General features: G+C 37.9%; 23 protein-coding genes. 9 read left to right on the top strand and 14 right to left on the bottom strand.

Going from position 1 to position 26502, the window contains the following annotated elements; genetic code table 11:
• Positions 1 to 23 precede the first annotated feature (23 nt).
• Positions 24 to 1190, bottom strand: a complete 1167-nt coding sequence (locus tag BXY75_RS10050) for a trans-sulfuration enzyme family protein (RefSeq protein ID WP_121907623.1) — start codon at positions 1188 to 1190, stop codon at positions 24 to 26.
• 62 nt (positions 1191 to 1252) lie between these two features.
• On the opposite strand from BXY75_RS10050, the gene hutI reads away from it, so the two are divergent.
• The 4 genes from hutI to BXY75_RS10030 are packed head-to-tail and all read left to right on the top strand — an operon-like array spanning position 1253 to position 4811.
• Positions 1253 to 2491, top strand: coding sequence for an imidazolonepropionase (hutI, locus tag BXY75_RS10045; RefSeq protein WP_121907622.1), 1239 nt, complete (start codon positions 1253 to 1255; stop codon positions 2489 to 2491).
• Positions 2488 to 3492, top strand: a complete 1005-nt coding sequence (locus BXY75_RS10040; protein WP_121907621.1) for a formimidoylglutamase — start codon at positions 2488 to 2490, stop codon at positions 3490 to 3492. The genes hutI and BXY75_RS10040 overlap by 4 nt, the downstream gene beginning before the upstream one ends.
• Positions 3489 to 3962 carry a GNAT family N-acetyltransferase gene (locus BXY75_RS10035; protein WP_121907620.1) on the top strand — a complete coding sequence of 158 codons (474 nt, stop codon included), beginning with the start codon at positions 3489 to 3491 and terminating at the stop codon, positions 3960 to 3962. Before BXY75_RS10040 ends, BXY75_RS10035 begins: the two co-directional genes overlap by 4 nt.
• A gap of 54 nt (positions 3963 to 4016) precedes the next feature.
• Positions 4017 to 4811, top strand: coding sequence for an MBL fold metallo-hydrolase (locus BXY75_RS10030; protein ID WP_121907619.1), 795 nt, complete (start codon positions 4017 to 4019; stop codon positions 4809 to 4811).
• A gap of 84 nt (positions 4812 to 4895) precedes the next feature.
• On the opposite strand, the gene BXY75_RS10025 is transcribed toward BXY75_RS10030, so the two are convergent.
• On the bottom strand, positions 4896 to 5918 hold the full coding sequence (locus tag BXY75_RS10025) for a YncE family protein (protein ID WP_147437264.1): 1023 nt from the start codon (positions 5916 to 5918) through the stop codon (positions 4896 to 4898).
• Positions 5919 to 6270: 352 nt separating this feature from the next.
• Positions 6271 to 8298 (bottom strand): S9 family peptidase, encoded by a 2028-nt coding sequence (locus BXY75_RS10020; RefSeq protein WP_121907617.1) that lies wholly within the window; start codon positions 8296 to 8298, stop codon positions 6271 to 6273.
• Positions 8299 to 8386: 88 nt separating this feature from the next.
• Here BXY75_RS10020 and BXY75_RS10015 point away from each other — a divergent pair, with 88 nt between their 5' ends.
• Positions 8387 to 10939 (top strand): VPS10 domain-containing protein, encoded by a 2553-nt coding sequence (locus tag BXY75_RS10015; RefSeq protein ID WP_121907616.1) that lies wholly within the window; start codon positions 8387 to 8389, stop codon positions 10937 to 10939.
• A 68-nt stretch (positions 10940 to 11007) separates the two neighbouring features.
• Here the strand turns inward: BXY75_RS10015 and BXY75_RS10010 are convergent, their stop codons facing one another.
• The 4 genes from BXY75_RS10010 to BXY75_RS09995 form a co-directional block, all read right to left on the bottom strand.
• The gene (locus BXY75_RS10010; protein ID WP_121907615.1) at positions 11008 to 11808 is read right to left on the bottom strand and encodes a hypothetical protein; all 801 of its coding nucleotides are present in this window, start codon (positions 11806 to 11808) and stop codon (positions 11008 to 11010) included.
• A 413-nt stretch (positions 11809 to 12221) separates the two neighbouring features.
• Complete coding sequence (ettA, locus tag BXY75_RS10005; protein WP_121907614.1) at positions 12222 to 13913, bottom strand: energy-dependent translational throttle protein EttA; 1692 nt, start codon at positions 13911 to 13913, stop codon at positions 12222 to 12224.
• A gap of 62 nt (positions 13914 to 13975) precedes the next feature.
• Positions 13976 to 14152 carry a CAL67264 family membrane protein gene (locus BXY75_RS10000; protein ID WP_245962963.1) on the bottom strand — a complete coding sequence of 59 codons (177 nt, stop codon included), beginning with the start codon at positions 14150 to 14152 and terminating at the stop codon, positions 13976 to 13978.
• 309 nt (positions 14153 to 14461) lie between these two features.
• Positions 14462 to 14995, bottom strand: coding sequence for an NADPH-dependent FMN reductase (locus BXY75_RS09995; protein WP_121907612.1), 534 nt, complete (start codon positions 14993 to 14995; stop codon positions 14462 to 14464).
• 146 nt (positions 14996 to 15141) lie between these two features.
• On the opposite strand from BXY75_RS09995, the gene BXY75_RS09990 reads away from it, so the two are divergent.
• The 3 genes from BXY75_RS09990 to BXY75_RS09980 all read left to right on the top strand — a co-directional run bounded on the left by BXY75_RS09990 (position 15142) and on the right by BXY75_RS09980 (position 18608).
• Entirely contained in the window at positions 15142 to 16785 is a 1644-nt protein-coding gene (locus BXY75_RS09990; RefSeq protein WP_121907611.1) for an acyl-CoA carboxylase subunit beta, read from the top strand.
• Positions 16786 to 16842: 57 nt separating this feature from the next.
• Entirely contained in the window at positions 16843 to 18114 is a 1272-nt protein-coding gene (locus tag BXY75_RS09985; protein WP_121907610.1) for an MFS transporter, read from the top strand.
• A 71-nt stretch (positions 18115 to 18185) separates the two neighbouring features.
• Complete coding sequence (locus BXY75_RS09980; protein WP_121907609.1) at positions 18186 to 18608, top strand: DoxX family protein; 423 nt, start codon at positions 18186 to 18188, stop codon at positions 18606 to 18608.
• A gap of 5 nt (positions 18609 to 18613) precedes the next feature.
• Here BXY75_RS09980 and BXY75_RS09975 read toward each other — a convergent pair whose 3' ends face one another.
• The 6 genes from BXY75_RS09975 to menA all read right to left on the bottom strand — a co-directional run bounded on the left by BXY75_RS09975 (position 18614) and on the right by menA (position 24858).
• Positions 18614 to 19933: a M24 family metallopeptidase gene (locus tag BXY75_RS09975; protein WP_121907608.1), complete on the bottom strand. Its 1320-nt coding sequence runs from the start codon at positions 19931 to 19933 to the stop codon at positions 18614 to 18616.
• A gap of 48 nt (positions 19934 to 19981) precedes the next feature.
• Positions 19982 to 21061 carry an AMP-binding protein gene (locus tag BXY75_RS09970; RefSeq protein ID WP_245962953.1) on the bottom strand — a complete coding sequence of 360 codons (1080 nt, stop codon included), beginning with the start codon at positions 21059 to 21061 and terminating at the stop codon, positions 19982 to 19984.
• 9 nt (positions 21062 to 21070) lie between these two features.
• Positions 21071 to 22024: a CPBP family intramembrane glutamic endopeptidase gene (locus tag BXY75_RS09965; RefSeq protein ID WP_121907606.1), complete on the bottom strand. Its 954-nt coding sequence runs from the start codon at positions 22022 to 22024 to the stop codon at positions 21071 to 21073.
• Between the two features lie 66 nt (positions 22025 to 22090).
• Positions 22091 to 23131 carry an o-succinylbenzoate synthase gene (locus tag BXY75_RS09960; protein WP_121907605.1) on the bottom strand — a complete coding sequence of 347 codons (1041 nt, stop codon included), beginning with the start codon at positions 23129 to 23131 and terminating at the stop codon, positions 22091 to 22093.
• Positions 23132 to 23257: 126 nt separating this feature from the next.
• Positions 23258 to 23938, bottom strand: a complete 681-nt coding sequence (locus BXY75_RS09950) for a metal-dependent hydrolase (RefSeq protein WP_121907603.1) — start codon at positions 23936 to 23938, stop codon at positions 23258 to 23260.
• A gap of 17 nt (positions 23939 to 23955) precedes the next feature.
• The gene (gene menA / locus BXY75_RS09945; RefSeq protein ID WP_121907602.1) at positions 23956 to 24858 is read right to left on the bottom strand and encodes a 1,4-dihydroxy-2-naphthoate octaprenyltransferase; all 903 of its coding nucleotides are present in this window, start codon (positions 24856 to 24858) and stop codon (positions 23956 to 23958) included.
• Positions 24859 to 25101: 243 nt separating this feature from the next.
• Here menA and BXY75_RS09940 point away from each other — a divergent pair, with 243 nt between their 5' ends.
• Entirely contained in the window at positions 25102 to 25473 is a 372-nt protein-coding gene (locus BXY75_RS09940; RefSeq protein WP_121907601.1) for a DoxX family protein, read from the top strand.
• Here the strand turns inward: BXY75_RS09940 and holA are convergent, their stop codons facing one another.
• Positions 25474 to 26478 (bottom strand): DNA polymerase III subunit delta, encoded by a 1005-nt coding sequence (holA, locus tag BXY75_RS09935; protein ID WP_121907600.1) that lies wholly within the window; start codon positions 26476 to 26478, stop codon positions 25474 to 25476.
• Between the last annotated feature and the right edge of the window lie 24 nt (positions 26479 to 26502).

The following is a 26502-nucleotide window of genomic DNA, read 5'->3' as shown; positions in this document are numbered from 1 at the left end:
GAGTTCTTTAACAGGATGTTTTATTAAACCAATTGTTTTTTAGCCACTTTTTCAAATGCCTGTTCAAAATCGGCTATTAAGTCGTTTTTATTTTCAATTCCAACTGAAAACCTCAGCAAACCATCTGCAATTCCTTGATGTGCTCTTTCATCTGCCGAAAGCAATGCATGTGATGTCTTAGTAGGTGATAATATTGTTGATTCAATTCCCGCCAAACTCATGGATTGTTTTACCAATTGTAATGATTGCATAAATTGATTTGCATCAATATCTGAGTTTAATTCAAAAGAAAGCATTCCTGAAAAACCTCGCATCTGCTTTTTAGCAAGTTCGTAATCGGGATGTGACTTTAAGCCCGGATAATAAACTTTGGTTACCATAGCATGTGATTCCAACCACTTTGCCATTTTCTTTGCATTTCTATTCTGTGCCTTGACACGAATTGCCATAGTTTTCATACTTCGTTCCAGCAACCAAACAGTATAATCGCTTAAACTACCGCCGAGATTTTTACCTACATTCCAGATCTTTTTTATATGTTCTTCGGAAGCTGCCACAGCTCCAGCACATATATCACTATGCCCACCCATGTATTTAGTTGCACTATGGAGCATGATATCAATTCCAAAATCTGAAGGAGTCTGATTAATAGGAGACGCAAATGTATTATCGATCATACTTACAAGACCTCTATCTTTTGAAATTCGCGAAATCATTTCCAAGTCTGTTATAAGCATTAGTGGATTTGAAGGCGTTTCTACATAAATCACTTTTGTGTTGTCTTTTATTTCTGAATCAAAATCAGCTTCAGAAAAACCTTGTGTAAAAGAAAATTCTATTCCGAACTTCGGAAACTCTTCCACAATAAAATTATAAGCTCCACCATAAATAGTCTTTTGAACTACCACATGATCTCCTTTATTTAAGAATGCCAACAAAGTGGTGCTTACAGCTGCCATCCCACTTCCGAAGATAAGACCAGCCTCACATTTCTCCAACATCGCCACTTTTTTATTCAAGGCTTCCTGATTGGGTGTATTAAAATAACGCGGATATCGCTTTACATCAACTCCTTCATACGCATATGAACTCGACATATACAAAGGTGAAATAGCCCCTTTGAACTGTTCATCCTTGATTTCACCAACATGTGTGCAAATAGTATTTATTCCTAATTTTTGATCTTTCATTTTTACTAAATTTTCGCTGCTCTAATTTATAAATTCCTTTTCAGGTTTGCTATCTTTATCCAATGAAACTTCTACTTTTTAATATCAAAGAATTGCTTCAGGTACGTCCTGAATCTACAAAAATGCTCAAAGGGCATCAAATGAAAGAGCTTCCTACTATTAAAAATGCCTGGTTACTAATCGAGGATGGCCTTATTTGCGACTTCGGAAGTATGGATCAACTTATTTCTGCAAAGGTGGAAAATACGATCGATTGCTTCGGAAAGATGGTATTGCCCGCTTGGTGCGATTCACATACACACCTTGTCTATGCCGGAAACCGGGAACAGGAATTTGTAGATCGCATCAACGGACTCTCCTATCAGGAAATTGCTAATAAAGGCGGGGGTATTGTTAACTCTGCAAAGAAACTTCAAGAAACTTCCGAAGAAGAACTTTATCAACAATCTGCTAAACGTTTGGAAGAAGTAATGCGTTTGGGAACAGGCGCTATCGAGATAAAAAGTGGCTACGGACTTACAACCGAAGCCGAAATGAGAATGCTAAGAGTTGCTAAAAAACTTGGTGAAAATTATCCTGTAACCGTAAAAACTACTTTTCTAGGCGCCCACGCTATTCCAACCGAATTTAAAAACGATAAGGATGCCTATATGGATCTCATTTGCAACGAAATGCTTCCGAAGATTGCTTCAGAAGGGCTCGCTGATTACGTTGATATTTTCTGTGAGTTGGGATATTTTACCGTAGAAGACACAGACCGCCTTCTTTCCGAAGCTAATAAATATAAGCTCATACCTAAAATACACGTCAATCAATTTAATTCGATTGGCGGAGTTGCAATGGGTGTTCAACACAATGCCTTGAGCGTAGATCATCTCGAAGTATTAACAGACGACGATATTACGGCACTCAAGGGTTCTGAAACGATGCCAGTAGCGCTTCCCTCCTGTTCTTACTTTCTCAGCATCCCTTATACACCGGGCCGTAAACTAATTGATGCAGGTTTACCATTAGCACTAGCCACCGATTATAATCCGGGCTCGACCCCCAGCGGAAATATGAATTTTGTGGTTTCAACGGCCTGTATTAAAATGAAGTTAACACCAGAAGAGGCTATTAATGCAGCTACTATCAATGCTGCTTATGCCATGGGATTGAGTGAGACTCACGGAAGTATCACTAAAGGTAAAAAAGCGAATGTGATCCTTACCAAGGAAATTCCATCTTATGGTTATTTACCTTACGCGTTTGGAAGTAATAACATCGATAGTGTATTTATTAATGGGAAATTAGTAGAATGAGCACATTAAAAACATATACTAAAAAAGACCTCGAAAGTTTTACAAATCCTCGGACAGGTGAACAAAAGTTCGGAGAAGTTGTAATGGTTTTTTCCAATTGGGACGAGTTAAAAAAGAGCGCTGTTAAATACGTTCTAGTAGGCATCCCGGAAACTATTGGAGTTAGGGCAAATCTAGGAAAGTCTGGAGCTGAAACTGCTTGGACTGCCGGATTAAGAGCTCTGTGTAATATTCAAAACAATCGTTATACAAATGCTAAAAACGTGATGATCCTTGGTGAAATCGACTGTAAAACAGAAAACGAAAAAGCCGGTAATATTTCAAATAATGACCCAAATGTCCTGGATAAATTAGGTGAATTAGTCACTCAAATTGATAATAAAGTTTCAGAAGTAGTCCAAAAAATTGTTGAAGCCGGAAAAATTCCAATCTTAATTGGAGGAGGACATAACAATAGCTTCGGAAACATAAAAGGAAGTAGTAATGCTCTCGGGAAGCCTATAAATTGTATCAATTTCGACGCACACACAGACTTTAGAGCCTTGGAACATCGCCATAGTGGTAATGGTTTTTCATATGCTTTTGAGGATGGTTTTCTTCAACGTTATTTTATCTTCGGATTGCACCTTAATTATACATCCCAGGCGGTATTTGAAAGTATACATAAGCACGAATCCCGCGTGAAATTCAATTTATTTGAATCGATATCGGTTTCCGAAGAAATAAGCTTTACCGATGCAATGAAACAAGCAAATGATTTTTGCTGCGGAAGTGATTTCGGACTCGAATTAGACATGGATGCTATTGAAGCCATGGGAAGTAGCGCCATGACACCAAGTGGGTTTTCAATAACTGAAGCAAGGCGATTTATGCGATATTTCGCAAAAAAAGATCATTGTCGTTACATACATATCTGTGAAGGAAATCCTGAAGCAGGAATATTTCCGAATCAGGTAGCAAAGACTATTTCGTATTTAATAAGTGATGTGATATCTATATGAGTTTTGAGATAATTCCTTTCGACCCCAAGTACAAGAGCGCATTTTACGATCTGAATATTGAATGGCTGGAAACATTTTTCTATGTTGAAGACTATGATCGTGAAGTGTTGAGTAATCCAGAGCGATATATTATTGAACCGGGAGGCCATATATTCTTTGCCATAGAAAATGAAATAGTTCTGGGTACAGTTGCATTAATAAAGGCGCACGATGGCGTATTTGAACTCACCAAAATGGCAGTTTTACCAAATCAGCGTGGTAAGAAGATTGGTCAAAAACTTATGGAACACTGTATAAAATACGCAAAGAAAAATAAATTCGATAGGCTCTTCCTTTACTCAAACACCAAGCTTGAAAACGCAATTTATATTTATCGAAAATATGGCTTTAGGGAAATTCCAGTAGAAAAAGATAGTCCATACAAACGAAGTAATATTAAGATGGTACTTCAATTTCTTAAAGTTGTGTGAAACACCCTTCCTATTTTAAATAAAATGGTGTATTTTAAATAAAAATCCTCATTAATGAAAAATGCAATTTTACTATTTATGGCAATCTTTTTGGTATTTGCCTGCAAAAACACATCAGAAAAATCAACGGCAGAGGCCGAAAATAGTGATAACCAAAATAACAAAATTCAGTTGGACTTAGAACCAGTTTTAAATATTATTCCAATTTCTCATGCGACCATGATATTAGAATGGGACAACATCACAATCTATGTTGATCCTGTGGGAGGTGCAAAAGCATTTGAAGGTCAAAAAGCCCCGGATATTATTCTGGTTACAGATATTCATGGAGACCATATGAATGTTGAGACGATTGCATCAATAAGCGGTGCAAACACCAATATCATTGCTCCAAAGGCTGTGGCGGATAAATTTTCCGAAGCGATTACAAATCCGGTATTGGTTTTAAATAATGGAGATACTGGAAACACGAATGGTTTTCAGATTGAAGCGATCCCAATGTACAACCTTCGACAAGAAGCTCTAAAGTTTCATGAAAAAGGAAGAGGAAACGGATATGTACTTGAAAATGACGACATACGCGTTTATATATCAGGTGATACCGAAGATATTCCTGAAATGCGCAATTTAAAGGACATAGATATTGCATTTGTTTGTATGAACTTACCTTATACTATGACGGTAGAAAGTGCCGCCAACGCTGTTCTCGACTTCAATCCTAAAAAAGTATATCCTTATCACTTCAGAGGGACAGAAGGACTAAGCGATGTTGAAAAATTTAAATCAATTGTATCTGAAAGTAATCCTGATATTCAAGTAATACAACTTGATTGGTATCCATCAGAGTAAACGTCAATAATAGTATATAAACTAATAAAGCTGTTTAAAAAGTAAGTTTAAACAGCTCTATTAAAAGTTATCACTCCAAATAAATTAACGATCAATATATACTATTCCAAAGGGATTATCGCCAGAAACTACAGACGATAGAAATGTAATTCCAGTGGAATCCACCTTAAAGAAATCGACCGTATTAGATCCCGATAATGTGAGCGCTAGTATTCCGTTATCCGGATTGTAAGCTAAATTATGTGCGGCTCCGGCAGTAGATCCGGCATCGGTGATGTTTAATATAGTCTGTGTAGCGATATCATAAGATGCTACCTTTCGGTCTGAAATATTCGACACAAAAATATTGTCGCTTCCGCCAAGAGTCACTCCGTGTGCATTTGCGAAAATACCAACATTTCCTGTGTAGGTGAGGTCACTATAATTAAACTCTCTAATATTCGAATCGTCTTGAGACAACACGAACAAATTAACAGGTCCCGCCAACAAATGAGGATCACCTCCAACCACTTCGGAGTCAATAAGGGATAAGGAGTTTGTACCATATTGGAGCACATAGTTTAAACCTAATTGTGAAAAAACACTAATATAGGCAAATTCACCATCGGGAGAAATGGTAACGTCATGCTGCGCAGTATCTGTATTAATCTCTATTGAAGTTGGTAAATCTATAGTTGCAATGATAATACCAATATTCAAATCAATCACAGTTGTCGTTTTATCGGTAATATTATTTACCCACAATTGATCTACAGCATCATTAAGCCACATATGGAAAGATCCCATTCCTGTGGCGTATTCGCCTTCTTTTGTAAAGTTTATAGTATTGTAAAAGCTTACTTTCTCATTATTGAAATCTGCGACGTAAAGTCTATCCCGTTCCCGACTAAAAACTACATAAGTCGGAGCCGCATTGGCATCTGAAATCGTAATAGTTGTTACTAAACCTTGGGTATCGGCATCATAAATTGTTACGGTACCTTCATTACGATTAGCTACTGCAAAATAATCAGTGCTTTCCGGCGGGGGATCAGTATTATTATCATCATTTTTACAAGAAGAGATCATTAAGAGCGAGGACAAAAAAAACAGAATTAAATACTTCATTTTTGTTAGGTTTTGAGGTTTTTACTAATTTTTTCAGAAACTATAAAAATATCGATTGAACGTTTCGTTATATCTATAACGAACGTTTGAACCTAAATAATGTTCCTAAATCAAAATTTTACATTAAGATAAAGCTAAAATTATTTTTTCCACACCATCTACCATACCCATTTTGTAGTACTTATCTTATAATTTTAAGACTTTATAAAGTGTAGCGTTGTATTGAAAATCGTTTTTTCTCTTCGGAAGTAGTTTTTAACTCTTTAAAATGATTGTGAAATTGAATTTCTTCAAGCGATATTTGAAGCGACTTTTTCAAATCCTAAGTGCGAAATCACTGATTTATGCCTTCCTACTTATACTTCTCAAACCAAGCCAATGTATGTGCAACCTTTGTAATTAAATTGCTTGGTCGTGCAGCGATTCCATGAGAAGCATCCGGGATTTCGACCAACACTGTCTCGATTTTCCGAAGTTTTAAGGCATGATACAATTGCTTTGCCTCGCTGGGAGGTGTTCGTAAATCGTTCAATCCAACCATAACCATTGTTGGTGTTTCAACATTTCCAACTAATGAAATAGGAGAAAACTTCCAATAATTTTCAAAGTTCTCCCAAGGCTGTCCCGGATATCTGGAATTGGCGTACTGAAAATAGTTGTCGGCCGTTAAAGTCTTGCTTATCCAATTAATCACTGGTTTAGCAACCACCGCCGCTTTAAAACGGTTGTTTTTCCCAATAATCCATGCCGTCATGATTCCCCCAGCACTACCTCCGGTTACATACAAACGATTTTCATCTGCAATCCCACTTTTAATCAGTTCATCTACTCCATCCATGACATCATTATAATCTTCGCCGGGATAATTGTTCAATAACAGATTCCCAAACTCTTCTCCATAACTAGTACTCCCTCTCGGGTTCGGATAAAAAACTGCATAGCCCTCAGCGGCATACAACTGAATTTCGGCCGAAAAATGTGGTCCGTAATTTAAAATTGGACCACCGTGATTTTCAACCAATAATGGAAGTTTAGAGCCTTTTACATAATTCGGAGGATAGGTAACCCAACCTTGAATATTTCTGCCATCCACAGAAGATTTGTAGTTGATCTCCTCCGTGGCTCCCATATTTCTGAAATCCAATAAGTCTTCATTAACCTTGGTAATAAGCCTTTCTTTTTTGCCTTTTTCAACCACAGCAATATCCGCAGGTCTATTCGGTCGCGACAGAGTATAAGCAATAACGCCACTATTTGAAGCACTAAAACTTCCGCTGGCGTAAGGTCTTCCTAAAGTAGTTCCCCCAACATTATTTACGATCTCGGTTACTTTACCTTTCAGATCCATATATCCAAGCTTAGTAAGACCCAGATCGTTGTATTTAAAATAAACACCCTTACTATCGTTTGCCCAAACCACATCAGCCACGTCCCTATCTAATTGGCCTGAAACAATGCGTTTGTTGGCACCATCAACATCCATAATCTGAAGTGCCTCTATCTGATAAGCCTCTCTTTTATCTCCAAATCCTGTATAAATAATATATTTTCCGTTTGGAGAAACAATTGGTGAGCCGTCTGGTCCATCGCGATCGGTAAGAGCTTCAGTATCGCCAGTAAACACATCAACCGAATAAACTTCACTATTGCGAAAATCATATTCCCAATCCTGACTTCTATTTGCAGAAAAATAAATCTTACGACCATCTGGTGACCAGCTTAAGCTTCCACCGTGATTATAATCCCCGGAAGTAATCTGTCGAGGCGTGCCGCCTTCCGAAGAAAGAATAAAAATATGTGAAAATCCGGGTTTCAAATATCCTGCCCCATCGGCCTCATGCTTTAATCGATCTGTGATTCTGGGTGCGTCGGCCCATTTTGCATCCTTTGGTTTTTCAGGCATTTTTGCTATTACAGGAGCTTTCGCGTCTATCTTCATAGAAAAAGCAATAGATTTCCCATCTGGCGACCAATTTATCGAGGAAGGACTACTCTCTAACTGCGTTAATTTTGCAAGTGCTCCGTTTTCCTTCCAATACATATAAATTTCATTACCATTCTCACTCTTGCTTACAAAAGCAATTCGATCTCCAGATGGTGACCAATGTGCTTGGCTCTCATTCTCCTCCCGATTGGTGAGCTTATGGTGATTATTGCCATTTGTATCGATTGTCCATAGGTCCCCTTTAGCGCCATCTTTCATAATATCGAATCCAGTTCTTCGGTAAACAATAGTGCTCCCATCCGGAGATATTTGGGGATCGTCGGTGTATTCCAGTTGAAATACATCTAAGGCTTCAAAATTTTTCTGAATCTGGGCCCAAGATTGAAAGCTAAATAAACATATTAAAATCGTGATAATTCCAGAGGTTGTGCGCATATTATTTTATTTGAAAGCTAAAGATACTTCTTTTCATAGTTTTTCAAATCTGATATAGTTATGGTATATTTACTTAAAATTCCTCACTATGAAAAAACAATATCTACTTTCATTACTTAGTATCGCCGCACTTTGTTTAGTTGCTTTCTTTTCTTGTTCTGAAAAAAAATCGTCTGCATCGACTTCAGATGAAGCGACCTTATTTAAAGAGTATCCTCACGAACATATGTACAATCAGAGAGCATACCCTGATAATTACATCAACCGTGAAGCTATATCTGAAGCCATTCAAATCTCTAAAAACATTCTTGCCAATAGAGGAGAATCGCAAGCTGCCGACTGGGAGCTGGTTGGGCCTCTAAACACCGGTGGTCGAATCACCGATGTCGCTATTTCACCCGACAATGACGATCATTTATATGTTGCTGCTGCTGTAGGAGGTATTTTTAGATCCTACGATAGAGGTGCAAATTGGACACCTATATTCGATGACGTTACAAAACCCTCAATTGGGGATATTGCAATTGCACCTTCAAATTCACAAATTATTTACGCAGGTACCGGAGAGGCAAATGGAAGTGCCACCGATGGAGCTTATTTTGGTGATGGAATTTACAAAAGTACCGATGGTGGAGATACCTGGAACAATATTGGGCTATCAGAAAGCAACCATATTGGTCGTATCGTTATTCACCCAACGAATCCCGATATTGTTTACGTTGCGGCTACAGGACTTCTTTATGGAGCAACACCCGATAGAGGAATTTACAGAACAACAAACGGAGGTACTACATGGGAACAGGTATTGTATATTTCTGATATCACAGCGGCTATTGATGTAGTTATCAATCCGGATAACCCAAATATACTATTCGCTGCAATGTGGGAACGTATTCGTGAGCCTTGGCAACGAAGCTACGGCGGAATTACATCTACTGTACACAAATCAACCAATGGAGGAACAACTTGGAGTGAACTTGGTGCCGCAAATGGTTTACCAGCTCCCGATACGGAAACGGGCCGCATTGGATTGGCGATTTCTGAATCGAATCCTTCTATTATATATGCGCGCTATACAACCAACCCAATAACCAACGTTTTTAACGGTATTTATAAATCTACAGACGATGGAAATAATTGGACTTTAGTAACCTTAGGGGCATTGAGTGGTATTGATGCTTCTTTTGGATGGTACTTCGGAAATATTCGCGTTCATCCAACAAATCCCGATGAAGTATATGTACTGGGGCAAGGAATTGCAAGAACAACAAATAGTGGTACTTCCTGGCAAGAAGTAAATGGAATGCACGTGGATCATCACGCCCTGGAATATTCACGAAACAACACAGATTTTATACTTGAAGGAAATGACGGAGGCGCCTATATTTCTGAAAACGGGGGAACCACATGGACTAAGTTTCTTAATTTACCAATCACTCAGTTTTATAATATTGAAGTTGATTATTCCGACCCACAACGCTTGTACGGGGGAACTCAAGATAATAATACAATTAGAACTACCACCGCAGGTACTAGTAATTGGAGCTCGATTTGGGGAGGTGACGGCTTTCACGTTAACGTAGATCCTAACGACAATAATTATATCTATGTAGAATCTCAATATGGAAACCTTGGAAGATCTACAAATGGTGGCGTAAATTTCAGCAATGCTACAAACGGGATAAGCGGTAGTGACCGTAATAACTGGAATACTCCGGTAATAATTTCGCCATTCGATTCTGAAATCGTGTATTATGGAACCAATCGATTATACAGTTCAAGTAGAGCATCATTTTGGAGTGCTATTAGCCCGGATCTTACAGACGGACCCCATCCAAGTGGATCCCTTTCTTATGGAACCCTTACTGCTATTGCAGCTTCTTACAATAACTTAAACACCATTTATACAGGAAGTGACGATGGAAATGTCAACGTCACTTTCGATGGAGGAACCACCTGGAGCAATGTTAGCACCGGTTTACCAGACCACTATATCACATCAATTGCAACAGTGCCAACAGACGACAATATTGCTTATGTAACTTTATCGGGTTATAAGGCTGTGAATTATGCGCCCCATGTATTTAAAACAACCGATGGTGGTCAGAATTGGGTTGATATTTCTGGTAATTTACCAAGCATACCTGTGAATGACATAGTTATTTATCCATCTGCCGGACTGCTTTTTGTGGCAACCGATCTCAATGTTTGGTATTCTGGAGATGATGGTACCAATTGGGATATCGTTGGGAATGACTTACCATTTACGATCACTATGGATCTTAAAGTACACCAGCCTACTAATACATTGTATGCAGGTACCTTCGGAAGATCTATGCACAGCTATGATATTGGTAATATTATTTTAAGCACAAATGATAATGCATTAGCTTCCGAAGCTATTAAAATGTATCCAATTCCGGCTAGAACTGAATTTACGATTGATCACAATCTCTCTTCAGAAGGTGTGATACTTTTATATGATATTTCAGGCAAGAAAATTAAAACACTTTTTGAAGGAAACTTTGATCAATCAAGAAGAATAAGTATTTCCACTGAAGGATTAGCAAATGGACAATATGTTGTGAAATTCATTAGCGGATCAAATACTTACAGTAAACAAATAATAGTAAAGCGCTAAAGAAACATCTTCAATACAAAAAGCCTCAAGTGATACTTGAGGCTTTTTGTATTAAATTTCTGCTACGATTATTCCACTTTACGAATTGTAAGTACACAAGAACCTGTGTCTTCCAAATAGACTTCCGCCTCATCAACCTCTCTTGTAACCCAAACAGATAGCGTAGTGTTTTCGGGAATTTCAATGATATCATTAATCTGCATCGATGTTCTATAAATATCGTTATCATCGTTAATATAACCATACACAGAAACTCCTGGATAACTATAAACTCCACCAGTTCTTAAGCGTACCTCACATTTTACAACTATTTCTTCGTATTTATCGGCTTCTATTACTTCTAGACCTATGACGAAGTTTAGTTCATACCTCCCTGCCTCCGAGATAAATAACTCATCTTCTGTATCAGAAGGTGAGACATTAAATAAACTACTATCATCGTTCCAAATATTTGTTCCGAATAAATTTACCTGTGTGGGAGTAGTCGTGTTCATTTGTTCTGTAGTGTTCGTACTCTTCCATTTAGCAGTTCGTGTTTCTTTAGTCTGTGTTACCCATCTATTTCTAGACGTATCCCATGAATAAAACCCTGGACGAACGTCGTTGATATAACCAGCAGGTGAAAGATTTGTAGCAGTATTGTATACAAATAGACTGTTCTCAGGAGTACTAATTGGCGCCGAAATGTTGGCAGCGCTTAGAGCTACTCGTGGGACAAGTAAACCTCCGGCATCATTTCCGGATCCTATTTCTAAAAGACTTGATTTATCGGGATTACTGTTTCCAATCCCTACCTGAGCGTTTACACTTGTGCAAACAAAAATTGCAAGAAGACTTGCGAAAGAAAAAGCTGAAATTTGGGGCTTCATAACTTCTTATTTATGTTGTTAGTTTAAGAGTTTGCAGTTTATCGTTTAAATTATACTTTTCCACTTGAGTTAATAGTGATATAATCAGATAATTCCTACAAAACAAATAAAGTGCTTCTTTTTATTTTTGCCAAATTTTTAACAGCTAAACATAGATATATCAGTTACTTACGATAAAATGTAATTTTCACCGACAAACAACACCTTTTCATAAAGTCTAGCAATCAAGGTGTTGTAATTTGTCTTTTTTTATTACAAAGACGATCTTATATTCACAATTATAAACCATTCAGAATAGAATACACCGTTTAAATAGGACACCAAAACAGCTTTATAAAGAGTTTAATCAAATAATATAAATAAAAAAGCCCCAAGAATTTCTTGCGGCTTTTTTATTACTAAAATCAATTTCGTTATCGAATCAACTTCTTATACTTAATACGTTTCGGCATTAAATCACCACCCAAACGCTTTTTCTTATTCTCTTCATACTCACTAAATCCGCCTTCGAAGAAATACACCTGACTATCACCTTCAAAAGATAATATGTGCGTACAAACTCGATCTAGGAACCATCTATCGTGACTAATTACTACAGCGCAACCAGCAAAATTTTCAAGTCCCTCTTCAAGTGCTCGAAGCGTATTTACATCCAGGTCGTTGGTTGGCTCATCGAGTAATAAGACATTGCCCTCTTCCTTTAAGGTCATCGCCAAATGCAATCGGTTACGTTCTCCACCCGATAGTAACGATACTTTTTTATTCTGCTCGCTTCCGCTAAAATTAAATCGACTTAAGTAAGCTCTGGAATTTACTTGCTTTCCTCCCATCATCACCAATTCTTGTCCGTCGCTAAAATTCTGCCAGATTGTTTTCTCAAGATCGATATTCGAATGCGCCTGATCCACATAAGCCACCTTGGCCGTGTCTCCCATCTTGAACTCACCTTTATCCGGAGTTTCTTCGCCCATGATCATTCTAAAAATGGTGGTTTTACCCGCACCATTCGGACCAATTATTCCAACAATTCCCGCCTGTGGAAGATTAAAATTAAGATCTTCATATAGCAATTTATCGCCATATGCCTTACTTACTCCTATGGCGTCTATCACATTGGTTCCCAAACGCGGTCCGTTAGGGATGTAGATTTCCAACTTTTCATCAAGTTCCTTTTGATCCTGACTCATTAATTTATCGTAATTCTTTAAACGCGCCTTTTGTTTAGTCTGACGTCCTTTTGCACCCTGACGTACCCATTCCAGCTCACGTTCTAAAGTCTTTTGTCTTTTAGAAGCTGTTTTACTTTCCTGCGCTAAACGCTTTGATTTTTGATCTAACCATGAAGAGTAATTTCCTTTCCATGGGATTCCTTCTCCTCTATCAAGTTCTAAAATCCAACCCGCAACATTATCCAAGAAGTAACGGTCATGCGTTACAGCGATAACTGTCCCTTTATATTGTGCCAAATGATGTTCCAACCAATGCACACTTTCTGCATCCAAGTGGTTAGTAGGCTCATCCAGTAATAAAACATCCGGTTCCTGCAATAACAAGCGGCAAAGTGCCACTCTACGTCTTTCTCCACCAGACAATACCGAAATCTTCTTATCGCCTTCCGGAGTACGGAGAGCATCCATGGCAATTTCCAGTTTTGTGTCCAGTTCCCAAGCATTAGCCGCATCGATCTCATCCTGCAAAACAGCCTGACGATCCATCAATTTCTGCATTTTATCGGCATCGCTATATATCTCTTCCAGACCAAACATATCGTTGATCTTGTTGTACTCATCCAAAATGGCAACCGTTTCAGCGGCACCTTCCTTTACAATTTCGAGCACCGTCTTACTCTCGTCTAGTAGTGGTTCCTGTTCTAAGTATCCAACCGAGTAACCCGGTGCAAATACCACATCGCCTTGGTAGTTTTTTTCTACCCCTGCAATGATTTTAAGCAAGGTTGATTTACCACTACCATTTAATCCAAGGATACCAATCTTGGCACCATAGAAAAAACTTAAATATATATTCTTTAAAACCGGTGTCTGCGCGTTCTGAAACGTCTTCGTTAAACCGGACATTGAAAAGATTACTTTCTTATCGTCTGCCATTATTTTATTATCTAATTAATCAACTCGTTAATACTTAAAATATACCGATTGGTATAATTTCATTACACCCTTCCTTTCAAAGCGTTAAACACCCATGCTATGGCGAAGAATCCAAACCCAACCGAGGCGAAACCCCAACCAGCAACATCGTCATACTTAAAAGCTCCCAATGCAATTAGTCCCATGCCTACTAGAATCATTATAAAAGTAGCCCAGGCCAATACTGTATTTTTATTCATCATATTGTTTTGTGTTATGGCGTTACTTACTTCTGCGCCTATGGCGAATAAGTAAGTCGTGCTTTCGGCAGTCGCTATCATCACCGTTTAGACGGTAATCATGAGCTCCAACAATGCCTCTATCACTAACGCTTTTATTATTAGATAAGCTGTTACATAATTTAATATGTATTAAGACTATCTCCCCCTTTTAATGCGTATTAATAGCAACTGCAAATATCGGATATTTATACAAAAAAACATCTCGAAAGATGCTTTATTCCAAGAATGTGTAAACTATCCAGCTTGCTTCAGAAGTTTCCCAGCACACTATTTCAAAGCTGACTGAAATCTTCCTATTGCCATTTTAAATTCTTCATTTAATGCCTCATCAGTAATGCCATCTTCAGAAAAATTATTTCCGAAGGAAGGCAAAGAAAAGTCTGCTACAATATTGCCACCCATATGCGGAAAACGATTCTTGGCAATTTCCAACACCGATGCTCCACCTCTTCCACCCGGCGAAGTAGCCATCAACAACATTGGAATTCCGCTCCATAATTTACCATCTACTCGCGACATCCAATCGAAAATATTCTTAAAAGCTGTTGAGTAGGCACCATTGTGTTCTGCCAGTGATAAAATAATTCCGTCGGCCGACTTTATATGCTCTAAGAATTTTAGTGCATTTTTATGAATCCCTTCTTTTGCTTCTAAATCTACCCCAAAAACAGGCAATTCGAAATCATTGAGATCCAAAATGGTAACATTCATCTCAGACAATTGACCAGATGCATGCACCGCTAGTTGTTTATTGATTGATTTTTTACTATTACTTCCTGCAAATGCAATTATATTCTTCATATATGTTTTTAAAGCGAAACGGCAAATATAGCCACAATTCATAAAACCTGCCCATACTAATGTACAACTAAAAAACTTTCACTATAACCGCTCCAAGCCTTCAAATTATTTCGATATTTTGTACTTTAGCACCAAACTTATTTCACGTGGATATCAACTTCAATAAAAACGAAGATCATAATAAACTTCTAGCTTCAGAATTACGCCAAAAACTTTCCAAAGTAAAATTAGGAGGGGGCGAAAAACGTATCGAGAAACAACATGCTAAAGGCAAAATGACTGCCCGTGAACGTGTTGCCTATTTACTTGACGATAAAAAACCTAGTATTGAAATTGGAGCATTTGCCGGAGAAGGAATGTATGAAGAGCATGGTGGTTGTCCAAGTGGCGGTGTCGTGGTAAAAATAGGTTATGTAAAAGGAAAGCAGTGTATCGTGGTTGCCAATGACGCAACAGTTAAAGCAGGTGCATGGTTTCCAATTACCGCCAAAAAGAATTTAAGAGCTCAGGAAATATCTATAGAAAACAAACTGCCAATTATCTATTTGGTAGATAGTGCAGGGGTCTATTTGCCTATGCAGGATGAGATTTTCCCGGATAAGGAGCACTTTGGGAGAATTTTCAGAAACAACGCAGTCATGAGCAGCATGGGAATCACTCAAATCTCTGCTGTGATGGGGAGTTGTGTTGCTGGAGGCGCCTATTTGCCAATCATGAGCGATGAAGCACTTATTGTGGATAAAACAGGAAGTATTTTCCTTGCAGGAAGTTATCTTGTTAAGGCTGCAATCGGTGAAAGTATCGATAACGAAACTCTTGGTGGTGCAACTACACACTGCGAAATTAGTGGCGTTACCGATTATAAATCCAAAGATGATAAGGATGCATTAGACACGATTAAAAATATAGTTTCCAAGATCGGTGATTACGAAAAGGCTGGTTATAACCGTGAAAAAAGCGAAAAACCAAAAGAAGATCCTGACGAGATCTTCGGACTACTCCCAAAATCCAGAGCTGAGCAATATGACATGAGGGAAATTATCTCTCGCCTTGTTGATAATAGTGATTTTGAAGAATATAAAAAAGGCTACGGACAAACAATTCTTACCGGATATGCGCGTATCGATGGCTGGGCTGTAGGTATTGTTGCGAATCAGCGGAAACTGGTAAAAACAACCAAGGCAAAAACCAAACCTAGTGAGATGCAGTTCGGTGGTGTGATTTACAGTGATAGCGCCGATAAAGCCACACGGTTTATCGCGAATTGTAATCAGAAGAAAATTCCGTTGGTGTTTCTCCAAGATGTTACCGGTTTTATGGTAGGATCTAAAAGCGAACACGGAGGAATTATTAAGGATGGCGCTAAGATGGTAAATGCTGTAAGTAATAGTGTAGTACCTAAATTCACCATCGTGATTGGTAATTCTTATGGCGCGGGAAACTACGCCATGTGCGGAAAAGCCTACGATCCTCGATTAATAGTAGCCTGGCCCAGTGCCGAGCTTGCGGTGATGAGTGGCAATAGCGCGGCTAAAGTATTGCTTCAAATTGAAACAGCCTCATTGAAAAAGAAAGGAGAAAAAATTACTCCTGAAGTAGAAAAAGAACTCTTCGATCGTATAAAAGCACGCTATGATAGGCAGATTTCGCCTTATTATGCGGCGTCTCGAATCTGGACCGATGCGGTTATTAATCCGTTGGATACCCGAACATGGATCTCAATGGGAATAGAAGCTGCGAACCATGCTCCAATCGAAAAACCTTTTAATCTGGGTATTATTCAGGTTTAGTCCATAGTTTCAAAACAATTTATTTTGCTCGTTTAAAAGTCTTACCTTTTCACATCAATGAAGGAAACGGCACTTACGAGACAACCCTTTTACATGATACTGTTGCTCATTCTAGCAGGGGAAGCGGTATTTATTCTGCCTTTTGTTTTAGCTAGAGTCTTTCGACCTACTGTGCTGGATGTTTTTCAGCTAACCAATCTCGAATTAGGAACTTGTTTTTCAGTTTATGGAGTTGTCGCTTTTGCATCATACCTCCTTGGTGGCAGTCTTGCCGATAAGTTTCAGCCTCGGGTACTTATGGCAGTAGCATTAGTTCTAACAGCTCTGGGAGGTTTAATATACGCGTCATTCCCATCCTATGAAACTTTAAAAGTCCTTTATGGATATTGGGGATTTACAACGATCTTTTTATTTTGGGCAGCAATGATCAAGGCTACCCGTGTTTGGGGAGGAGAAAATAAGCAAGGAATAGCCTTTGGATTTTTAGATGGCGGTCGCGGTTTAGTTGCTGCCGGTTTTGGGTCATTAGGCGTTTTTATATTTTCTCTGTTTTTAGTTTCAGAAATTGACGCTGCTACTCTTGTAGATCGAAAAGAAGCCTTTAAGCACGTCATTTTAATTTCGTCAGGAATCATAGGTTTTGTTGGAGTTCTTGTGTTTTTTTTCTTAAAGATCAGACAACCACTTTCTGAAAAAAGGACGCACATAAATAGCATTGAATTACTTTCGAACTACCGAAAAGCGCTTAAAATTCCTTCAGTTTATTTACTAATGATTATCATTCTTTGTGCCTATACTGGTTACAAAGTAACAGACGTGTTTTCTCTTTATGCTGAAGAAGTGATGCTCTATAATCAGATAGAAGCTGCTCAAGTAGGCGCTTTTATGTTATATATACGTCCTGTTGTTGGAGTTATAATAGGTGTATTAGCAGATCGCACTAAGGCAAGTTTGATGATGATATTTGGTTTTGTGACGATCATTTTAGGAGCCATCTTGTTCGCAACTGGCGTTATTAGTGCATATACCGAACTTTTATTCTTTCTCGCTCTTATTATTACGGCTACAGGTGTCTATGCCTTCCGGACTCTTTATTTCGCTGCAATGAAAGAGGGAAACATTCCATTGGCAGTTACAGGCACAGCAGTAGGTTTAATGTCATTAATAGGCTATACCCCAGATATCTTTGCCGGTCCTGCGATTGGTTATCTGTTGGATAATCATCCTGGTGAACCCGGACATCAGCATGTTTTTATCATGCTAGCAATCTTCTCATTTGTTGGATTAATCGCCACTTTACGATTACATTACATATCGAAACGGAGTTAAGTCTTTTAATTTTTAACTTTTATATCTCCCTTAAAATGAGTACCTTAGATAGTCTACAAAATTAAAAGGCCATGGGGAGAATTAAATCTTTAAACAAATGGGCAAATGCCCATACCTATTATCCATTGGATCTATTACGTATCGGTTTAGGAGTATTTCTTTTTGTTAAAGGGATCAATTTTATGTCGGATGTTGAAATGCTCATGGAACTTTTTAAACCTATTCAAAACTTAGCTGGGGGAATGCTAGCTGTGCACTATGTAATCCCTGCTCATTTTATTGGCGGACTGCTTATTGTTTTTGGTTTGCTCACTCGATGGGCGGTGATCGCACAATTGCCAATTCTAATTGGAGCTGTTTTAATAAACTTCTATGGTGAAATGGTAATTTCGAACCTTTTATTTTCACTTGCGATATTGGCACTTTGTATTTTCTTTATGTTCTACGGAAGTGGTAAACACTCTGTAGATTACTATCTGAAAATGCAAAAATAAAAGATCTAGAAGGTTTTAATTACCTTTATTGACTGCTGTCTTCCATTTACATATCTGAATCCTTTTTCTCCAAAATATCCTGCTTCTTCAAGCATTATCCGGATATCTTTATTCCATTGCGCAATGTTTACAGTTGTATTTAATTCGATAGCATAAACGGTGTTTGGATACAACAAATAATCACCCGTGCCCGGAACACCACCTTGAGAATCCCACATCCCAATTGTAGGTCCGGCACTGTGACCATAGGTTCCTAATGGATGTGTGTAAATGGAAGGTTGTAATCCTTCTTTTTTCGCTTCGGAAAGAGACTGCAATAGAATTTCATTTCCAGATCGCCCGGAGGCAAAATTACTGGTAAATATATCCTGAACTCGATTCCCCTTACTGAATGCTTCGGAAAGGAAACCTGGTACTTGCTGTTCTGTTTCCTTTAGTACATATGCATGTTGCTGGCAGTCGGTATTTAATCCAATATAAGTGATTCCGAAGTCACAATGTAGCAGATCTCCCGGAATGATAATATCTTCCTTTTTTGCTTTACTAAAGGATTCAATATGACTTTTCAATGCTTCTGAATCCCGTTGGACATCAATCGTGGGGTGAAACCAGGTTTCAAGACCCATATCTGTTACTTTTTGTCGCAACCACCAAACAACATCGTCTGTGGTAGTTACACCCGCTGTGATTACCTTAGCTGAAAATGCTTCATCTATAATTTCATGTGTAATGGAAACTAATGTATTGTAAAGTTCCATTTCTTTTTCGGTCCTTGTTTCAATCCAACCAATAGCCAACTTTTCGGCAGAAACCACTCGATCATTGTACTTTGGTGTAATGGCCTGCATAAATTCTTCATGGTCAGTATGTACCAAACCATCTGCAATTCCGAAGTGCGTTGACAAATTCACTCCGATTTTCTTCGGATTTCTTTCTTCAATAATTTCTACAAGACGCCCCCATTGATCAGGTTGCTTTTCCTTATCCCATGCCGAAGTAATATTTTCACCAACATCATAGCGGGCAACTGCAAGCTTTTCGATAGTATTTTGTTCTTTATTTCTGAAAAACACAAGAATAGTTCTTCTTCTGGCATTCAGCCATGTTGCTGGAAGCATTGTTCTCATTACAGGGTCTTCATTGTATTCTCTGCTTATTACAATCCACATATCAATTTCCGCTCTGTCCATAAGCTGAGGGAGTAGATTATTGAAACGATCGGTAAGAATATCGTCTTTTAATACAGCACGATCGCGTTCGTTGAGAATTTGAGCCGTTAAAATTTGAGTAAATAGGATGAAGAAAAAAAAGGCGTTTGTTCGCATGTAGATTGGCTTTGTAACCTAAAATTACAAAAATCAAATAACTTAGGGCTACTTATACTTCCGAAGAACTTGTATTACATCCGCTCTTTTTATTTTATCGGTTTCGGTGTATGGAAATTTTGAAAGGGTATAGATTTTTTTAGGTCGTTCGAAACCTTCAAGCATAGCGAATGCTTCAGTATAATTAGGAATTGGTTGATCTTCCTTAGTTTCAAGTACCAGAATAATACGTTCTCCCAATTGTTCGTCAGCTTCCGAAGCTATTATAAACGGTAACTCAATATAGGATGATAATTTGGCTTCTATTTTTTCGGGATATAATTTTACTCCACCGCTGTTAATCACATTATCATAACGACCTAACCACTTAAATTCTGTAGGAGAAACTAGTTCAATAAGATCGTTGGTTATTAGTAGCTCCTTATTGATCTCTGGCGCATAAATGATCATACATTCTCTTCCATCTGTACCAATCTTAACATTGGGTAGCGCCTTATATACATCCGATTTGTCTTTTCCGTTGAGCCTTCTTACAGCTATATGACTCACAGTTTCTGTCATTCCGTAGGTAGAATAAATCTCGGTAGAAACATCCTGTATTTTTTCCTCAAGTTCCTTTGAAACCACACCACCACCAACAATCATTTTCTTTACTTTTTTCAATGCAGGAATGGAATGATACAACTGATATGGCACCATTGCCACAAAATCATAATCGTTGTCATACTGTGTCAAGGCATCCTTGACTGGGGCTACTATATGTAAATGCCAGCCAAGAGTCATCGCACGAACTAACATCATTTTTCCGCCAATGTACTTTGCCGATAAACATAATAAGGCAGAAGTTTTTTCTTTTAAATCGAAAAAATCTCCGGTAGCTTTGGCACTATTTACCATACTAAGCTTCGGAATCTCTATTTTTTTAGGCTTTCCAGTTGACCCTGAAGTCCGAACTGTCACTGTATCTGAATCGTCCAACCATTTCTCTATAAACTTCCCGATATGTACCTCGTAATCATCGCCTTCTTGTCGGAGTTCTTTTGCCATTGAAAGCAATTCATTCACAGAATCGTATTGCAAACCATTCAAGGTAAAGGAAGGATGAAGTATTTGAGAGATTGTCTTCAATTGTGCTTTTTAAAGAGATGGGTTTTCAATTATTTCTTCGGGTTTTATCACCTTGCCAAACAATTTCTCACCCCAATTTGTCCATTTATATTTAAAGGCCATGATTCCAATGAAAATAGGATATATTACAAACACCGGCCCCAATACATCAAAACCCGCACTTGGCTCAGAGATATCCAGAAGTACACTATTGGTTCTAAATACGGTCCAATCTGCTGTTACCAATAAAGCTCCTACCAAGTTATTTCCAGCATGAAAACCGAGTGCCAGTTCCATCCCTTCGTCCATTAAGGTAATTATACCCAAAAATAAACCGGTTCCAATATAGTAAAACATGATAATGTTGCCAATTTTATCTACTTCGGGATTAAAAAAGTGAAGCCCTCCAAAAACAAGAGAGGTGACAAATAACGGAAACCATTTATTACCTACGATTACACCCAATCCTTGCATTAAATATCCTCTAAAAAGATACTCTTCGAAGCTGGTTTGCAATGGAACCATTATGATACCAATTACGGCAAGTATTAAGAAAGGAACCAAATTGAATTGCAGCTCATAATCCTGTGGATTCGAGTAATAATCAGCAACAGTAAGTACAATCGTTACACCGGCAATAAGTAGAAACCCAAACCAAAAACGTCCCCAATCCATTTTGCCTCTGGAAGTAGTTACTTTTAAGAAAGGTTGTCTGTGTAGATACTTTACCACAAAGAATACAGCCAACAATCCGATAGCGAAACTTAACAACATTAAGAAGAATGTGAGATTAGAATCCAATACCGACATGAGTACGTTAATGTCTTCAAGATCTGCTATACTTCCACCATTTTGCATCACCTCGAACATGGCCGCTAACAAAAATGGCACCGATCCAATTTGTGAGGCCGCAAAAATAATAATCACCCCAACCAAATAACGCCACCATTCGTGATCGTACTTAAACGCTTGTGCTATAAACATACTTAATTTTAAATTTTGATTAAAATCGGTTATTTTTCTTAATGAAAGTCGACTATTTCTGAGTCACTAAAAAATTTCATCAATTTTCCAGGCATCCTTAGATCGATAATAAATGTTGCCGTTACTAACTCCTAAAGGCGATGACAGATTATTTGTATACAAACTTCCTGTTCCTAATCCTTGCGGCAATTTACTATTTTTTGTGAAGGTATATTGCGAAATTGCATTTAATCCAATATTACTTTCCAAAGCCGATGTTATCCACCAGTTGATCCCTAATTTGGAAGCTTCAGAAATCCATAAATCACTCCCTTTCCAACCTCCAATTAGACTGGGTTTCAAGATGATAAATTGAGGTGAAATAGACTGCAGTAGTTGTTGTTTTTCTTCCGAAGAAAACACCCCAATTAACTCTTCATCCAATGCAATAGGCAACGGACTATCCTCGCACAAGCTTGCCATTGCTTCCCATTGACCTGCTGCTATGGGTTGTTCAATCGAATGCAGTTCAAGTTCTGAAAGTATCTTTAGTTTTTCTAGTGCTTCGGAAGGAGAAAATGCTCCGTTGGCATCGACTCTTAGTTCTATTTCTGATGCCGAGAATTCCTTCCGAATGGATGTGAGCAGTGCTATTTCTGAAGCAAAATCGATCGCTCCTATTTTCATTTTTATACAACTGAAACCATTGTCAAGTTTATCGACAATTTGTTGCTTCATAAACTGTTTATCCCCCATCCATACCAAGCCGTTGATGGGAATACCTTTTTCACCTCTGGTGAACGCTGAAGGAAACAATTGAAATTTGTCTTCCGAAGAAAGCGATCTAAAAGCCATTTCAATCCCAAACTGAATAGATGGATAGTCGGTAAGCGCATTATAAAGTACCTCTTCACCCAGGCGTATATTTTCACAAGCCCATTTTAACATATTTTCATAATCCGGACGATCATCCACACTTAATCCTCTTAAAATACCACATTCACCAATACCAAAATTATGTTTCTGCTCGATCTTGATAAACCAAGTTTCCTTTGTTTTAAGAATACCACGGGAAGTACCGCTTGGCATTTTAAAATTGAGAACATATTTTTTATAAGTAGCTTTCATTATGGATTGTTGGAATACTGGTTTGTTGGATGGTTGGATTGTTGGAATGTTGGAATGTTGGATTGTTGGATTGTTGGATTCCTGGTTTTCTGGTTTTCTGTCAACTGTCAACTGTCAACCAATAATCTATAACTCTAAACACTCCCCAATCTCCAATAACATAAGATCCTTATTAGCGTCATAGAATTTTTTCTTAGCTTCGGTATGGTCTATTTCGATATAACCAAAGGTATCGTAATGAACTCCCAATACTTTATCACATTCAACAAAGTCACTTGCAATGATAGCATCATCAATTCCCATAGTGAAATTATCGCCAATAGGTAATATGGCAAGATCCAATTTTGTATGCAACGGAATTAGTTTCATATCCATTGTAAGTGCCGTATCTCCGGCGATATAGATGTTTTTGTGCTCACCTTCAATTACAAATCCGCCGGGTTGTCCACCGTAACTGCCATCTGGAAACGAACTAGTATGTACAGCATTCACATATTTTACTTTTCCAAAATCGAATTGCCAATTCCCACCATGATTCATAGGATGTACAGTACACCCCATTTTCTCATAATGCATTGCTATCTCGTAATTGCTCACAATAGTGGCACCTGTATTTTTAGCTATAGCCTCGGCATCTAATATATGATCTTGATGTGCATGTGTTAATAGAATATAATCAGCTTTCAGTTGATCGATATTCACCTTGTCTTTCGAAAGCGGATTGCCCGAAATAAATGGATCTACAATGATATGTTTCCCTGAAATAATAAGTGACAAGCTGTTTTGTCCGTAAAAAGTAATTTTCATGTCCTGTTATTTAGTAATTAAATCAAAGTAGTGATAAAAAACAATAGCGAAAATAAAAAAGTGCTTAATGCGACCTTCTTTAATTCGGGATCCAGCAAGGGCGGATTTACATTTTTATAAACAGTGAAAATATTCAGAAGTAAGGGTAAGAATGCAATTAATGGAACATACTGTAAAACAATTTCGTTAGTTAAAATGAAATACGAAACCGCAGAGCCTAAAGCAATTATAATAAGAGCTGCATGATAATGTTTTACGTTTTTCTCTCCCAAAACAACGGCTAATGTGTTTTTATTCACTTTCGCATCGGCAAAGCGATCTCTCATATTATTAAGATTGAGAACGGCGGCACTTAACAAACCTATTGTGGCAGCTATTAAATAAATATGATGCTGTAACTGGTGGGTATACAAGAAATAACTTCCCATGACTCCTAATAGTCCGAAAAACAAGAATACAAATACATCGCCAAGAGCTCGATATCCGTATGCCTTTTTTCCTACCGTATAGGTGATTGCTGCAACAATAGCAGCAATTCCGAGGTTAAAAAAAATAAGAGAAAGAATAAAATTTTCGTTTCCAAAAGCAGCAAAAATCAACATGCTTGCAATTAATAATGTGATGATGGCCGTAATCACCATACCCATTTTCAACTCTTTTGCGGTTAACAAACCACTCTGCATGGCGCGAGCTGGTCCAACTCTGTCTGCATTGTCAGTTCCTTTAACACCATCGCCATAGTCGTTGGCGAAATTGGAAAGTATCTGAAACCCCAACGTAGTTAACATTGCGAACACAAAAATTAATGGATTGAATTTGTTGATCAGCATGGCCGCAGCAGAACCTGTTAAAATTCCTGAAATGGATAAGGGCAATGTGCGAAGTCGCGCTGCAGATATCCAAGCTTTTACTTTTGACATTCAATTGATTTAGTACCGCAAAAGTACGCTTAAAAATAAAAACCTAAAGACGAACAATCTGTTTTTCCACTTCAGGAGTTAGACATATACGAACTAGTATCTTTATTAATTTATGGAAAATCAATAACAATATCCAGAAGTATTTAATTGCCAGATTTTTAAGATCTTCAAAGTAAATGGTAGTAATGTTATATGTTTTGTAGGAAATTACTATTTTTAGACACCTAACTAAAACCAACTTATATGTCATCAACATACCACATCGGATTACTTTTATTACGTCTTGGATTTAGCGCTATGATGCTAACTCACGGGATTCCTAAGTTAATAAACTTAGTTCAAGGAAATCTGGATTTTGGCGACCCAATCGGTAATGGAAACACTTTATCCTTAGTACTAACTGTAATTGGTGAAGCAATTTGTCCGCTCTTAATTATTATTGGTTATAAAACACGTATTGCCGCTATCCCAACGATTATTACTATGGGAGTCGCTGCATTTATTGTTCATGCTGCAGATCCAATAGCAACCAAAGAGAAGGCGTTACTTTATTTAATTGCTTTTATCGTTATTGCTTTAACTGGTGCCGGAAAGCACTCTGTTGATAGAAGATAACTAGTTGAAAATTTTCACAAGGAGCTCCTTCAATAAATCCCCTTGTGGCAGATTGGAGGCTCCTACTCCCTTACTTTTCATATCTATTTCACGAATGGAAGATATAACAGCACTTACCTTTTTCATCGGGTAATTTCTTGCCGCCAGTTCGTAATCTTTAATAAAATAGGGGTTCACACCTAACGATTTTGCCGCATCTCGCTTATTAGTTAAGGCATGGAACTTTAGTAATTTTGAAAAGAAACTATAAAGTAAAGCTACGGTCATTACAATTGGGTGATTCTTTGGGTTCTGAGCAAAATACTGAACAATGGCGAATGCCTTTTTTATATCTTTCTCTCCTATTGCATTCTGAAGCTCAAAATTGTTGAAATCCTTGCTGATCCCAATATTCTCTTCCACAATCTGAGGTGTGATTTGCTCTCCCGGTTTAATTATCAATTGAAGCTTCTCCAATTCATTATTTACCTTTCCTAAATCATTCCCTAAAAACTCGACAAGCATCTGCGCTGCCTTCGGTGTAATAGTATATCCTCTGCCTGCCAGCACTCTCCTAATCCAATCAGGCACCTGGTTTTCATATAATTTCTTACTTTCAAAAATCACCCCATGCTTGGCGATGCTTTTTGAAAGCTTTTTACGCTTATCAAGGGTTTTATATTTATAACACATTACCAAAACCGTTGTGGGCTGCGGATTTTCGACATAAGCCACCAAATTCTCTATGGTTCTGGAAAGATCCTGGGCTTCTTTAACAATTATCACCTGTCTTTCTGCCATCATCGGATAGCGCTTTGCATGACTTATAATATCATCAATAGAAACATCGCGTCCGTAAAGCACCATTTGATTAAATCCTTTTTCTTCTTCGGAAAGCACCGAACTTTCAATAAAATTGGAAATAGCATCAATATAGTACGCCTCCTCACCCATTAAAAAGTAAACGGCTTTTACATCTCCCTGCTTGATACTAGTTACAATTTGTTTGGCTTTGTCTAATGGCATTTATGTATTGGAATTTTACTTTTC

Source organism: Ulvibacter antarcticus, from assembly GCF_003688405.1.
Taxonomy (GTDB): domain Bacteria; phylum Bacteroidota; class Bacteroidia; order Flavobacteriales; family Flavobacteriaceae; genus Ulvibacter; species Ulvibacter antarcticus.
The sequence above is the reverse complement of the archived record's forward strand: the minus strand, read 5'-3'. Positions and strand labels throughout refer to the sequence as shown.

Excerpts from the sequence above, each read along its gene's own strand:
- BXY75_RS09950 (WP_121907603.1), bottom strand. The coding sequence starts at position 23,938 with ATGAAAATTACTTTTTACGGACAAAACAGCTTGTCACTTATTATTTCA.
- BXY75_RS09965 (WP_121907606.1), bottom strand. The coding sequence starts at position 22,024 with ATGTTTATAGCACAAGCGTTTAAGTACGATCACGAATGGTGGCGTTAT.
- BXY75_RS10010 (WP_121907615.1), bottom strand. The coding sequence starts at position 11,808 with ATGAAGCCCCAAATTTCAGCTTTTTCTTTCGCAAGTCTTCTTGCAATT.
- menA (WP_121907602.1), bottom strand. The coding sequence starts at position 24,858 with ATGTCAAAAGTAAAAGCTTGGATATCTGCAGCGCGACTTCGCACATTG.
- BXY75_RS09995 (WP_121907612.1), bottom strand. The coding sequence starts at position 14,995 with ATGAAGAATATAATTGCATTTGCAGGAAGTAATAGTAAAAAATCAATC.
- ettA (WP_121907614.1), bottom strand. The coding sequence starts at position 13,913 with ATGGCAGACGATAAGAAAGTAATCTTTTCAATGTCCGGTTTAACGAAG.
- BXY75_RS10015 (WP_121907616.1), top strand. The coding sequence starts at position 8,387 with ATGAAAAAACAATATCTACTTTCATTACTTAGTATCGCCGCACTTTGT.
- holA (WP_121907600.1), bottom strand. The coding sequence starts at position 26,478 with ATGCCATTAGACAAAGCCAAACAAATTGTAACTAGTATCAAGCAGGGA.
- BXY75_RS09975 (WP_121907608.1), bottom strand. The coding sequence starts at position 19,933 with ATGCGAACAAACGCCTTTTTTTTCTTCATCCTATTTACTCAAATTTTA.
- BXY75_RS10000 (WP_245962963.1), bottom strand. The coding sequence starts at position 14,152 with ATGAATAAAAATACAGTATTGGCCTGGGCTACTTTTATAATGATTCTA.
- BXY75_RS09940 (WP_121907601.1), top strand. The coding sequence starts at position 25,102 with ATGTCATCAACATACCACATCGGATTACTTTTATTACGTCTTGGATTT.
- BXY75_RS10030 (WP_121907619.1), top strand. The coding sequence starts at position 4,017 with ATGAAAAATGCAATTTTACTATTTATGGCAATCTTTTTGGTATTTGCC.
- BXY75_RS10040 (WP_121907621.1), top strand. The coding sequence starts at position 2,488 with ATGAGCACATTAAAAACATATACTAAAAAAGACCTCGAAAGTTTTACA.
- BXY75_RS09980 (WP_121907609.1), top strand. The coding sequence starts at position 18,186 with ATGGGGAGAATTAAATCTTTAAACAAATGGGCAAATGCCCATACCTAT.
- BXY75_RS09960 (WP_121907605.1), bottom strand. The coding sequence starts at position 23,131 with ATGAAAGCTACTTATAAAAAATATGTTCTCAATTTTAAAATGCCAAGC.
- BXY75_RS10025 (WP_147437264.1), bottom strand. The coding sequence starts at position 5,918 with ATGAAGTATTTAATTCTGTTTTTTTTGTCCTCGCTCTTAATGATCTCT.
- hutI (WP_121907622.1), top strand. The coding sequence starts at position 1,253 with ATGAAACTTCTACTTTTTAATATCAAAGAATTGCTTCAGGTACGTCCT.
- BXY75_RS09985 (WP_121907610.1), top strand. The coding sequence starts at position 16,843 with ATGAAGGAAACGGCACTTACGAGACAACCCTTTTACATGATACTGTTG.
- BXY75_RS10020 (WP_121907617.1), bottom strand. The coding sequence starts at position 8,298 with ATGCGCACAACCTCTGGAATTATCACGATTTTAATATGTTTATTTAGC.
- BXY75_RS10050 (WP_121907623.1), bottom strand. The coding sequence starts at position 1,190 with ATGAAAGATCAAAAATTAGGAATAAATACTATTTGCACACATGTTGGT.
- BXY75_RS10035 (WP_121907620.1), top strand. The coding sequence starts at position 3,489 with ATGAGTTTTGAGATAATTCCTTTCGACCCCAAGTACAAGAGCGCATTT.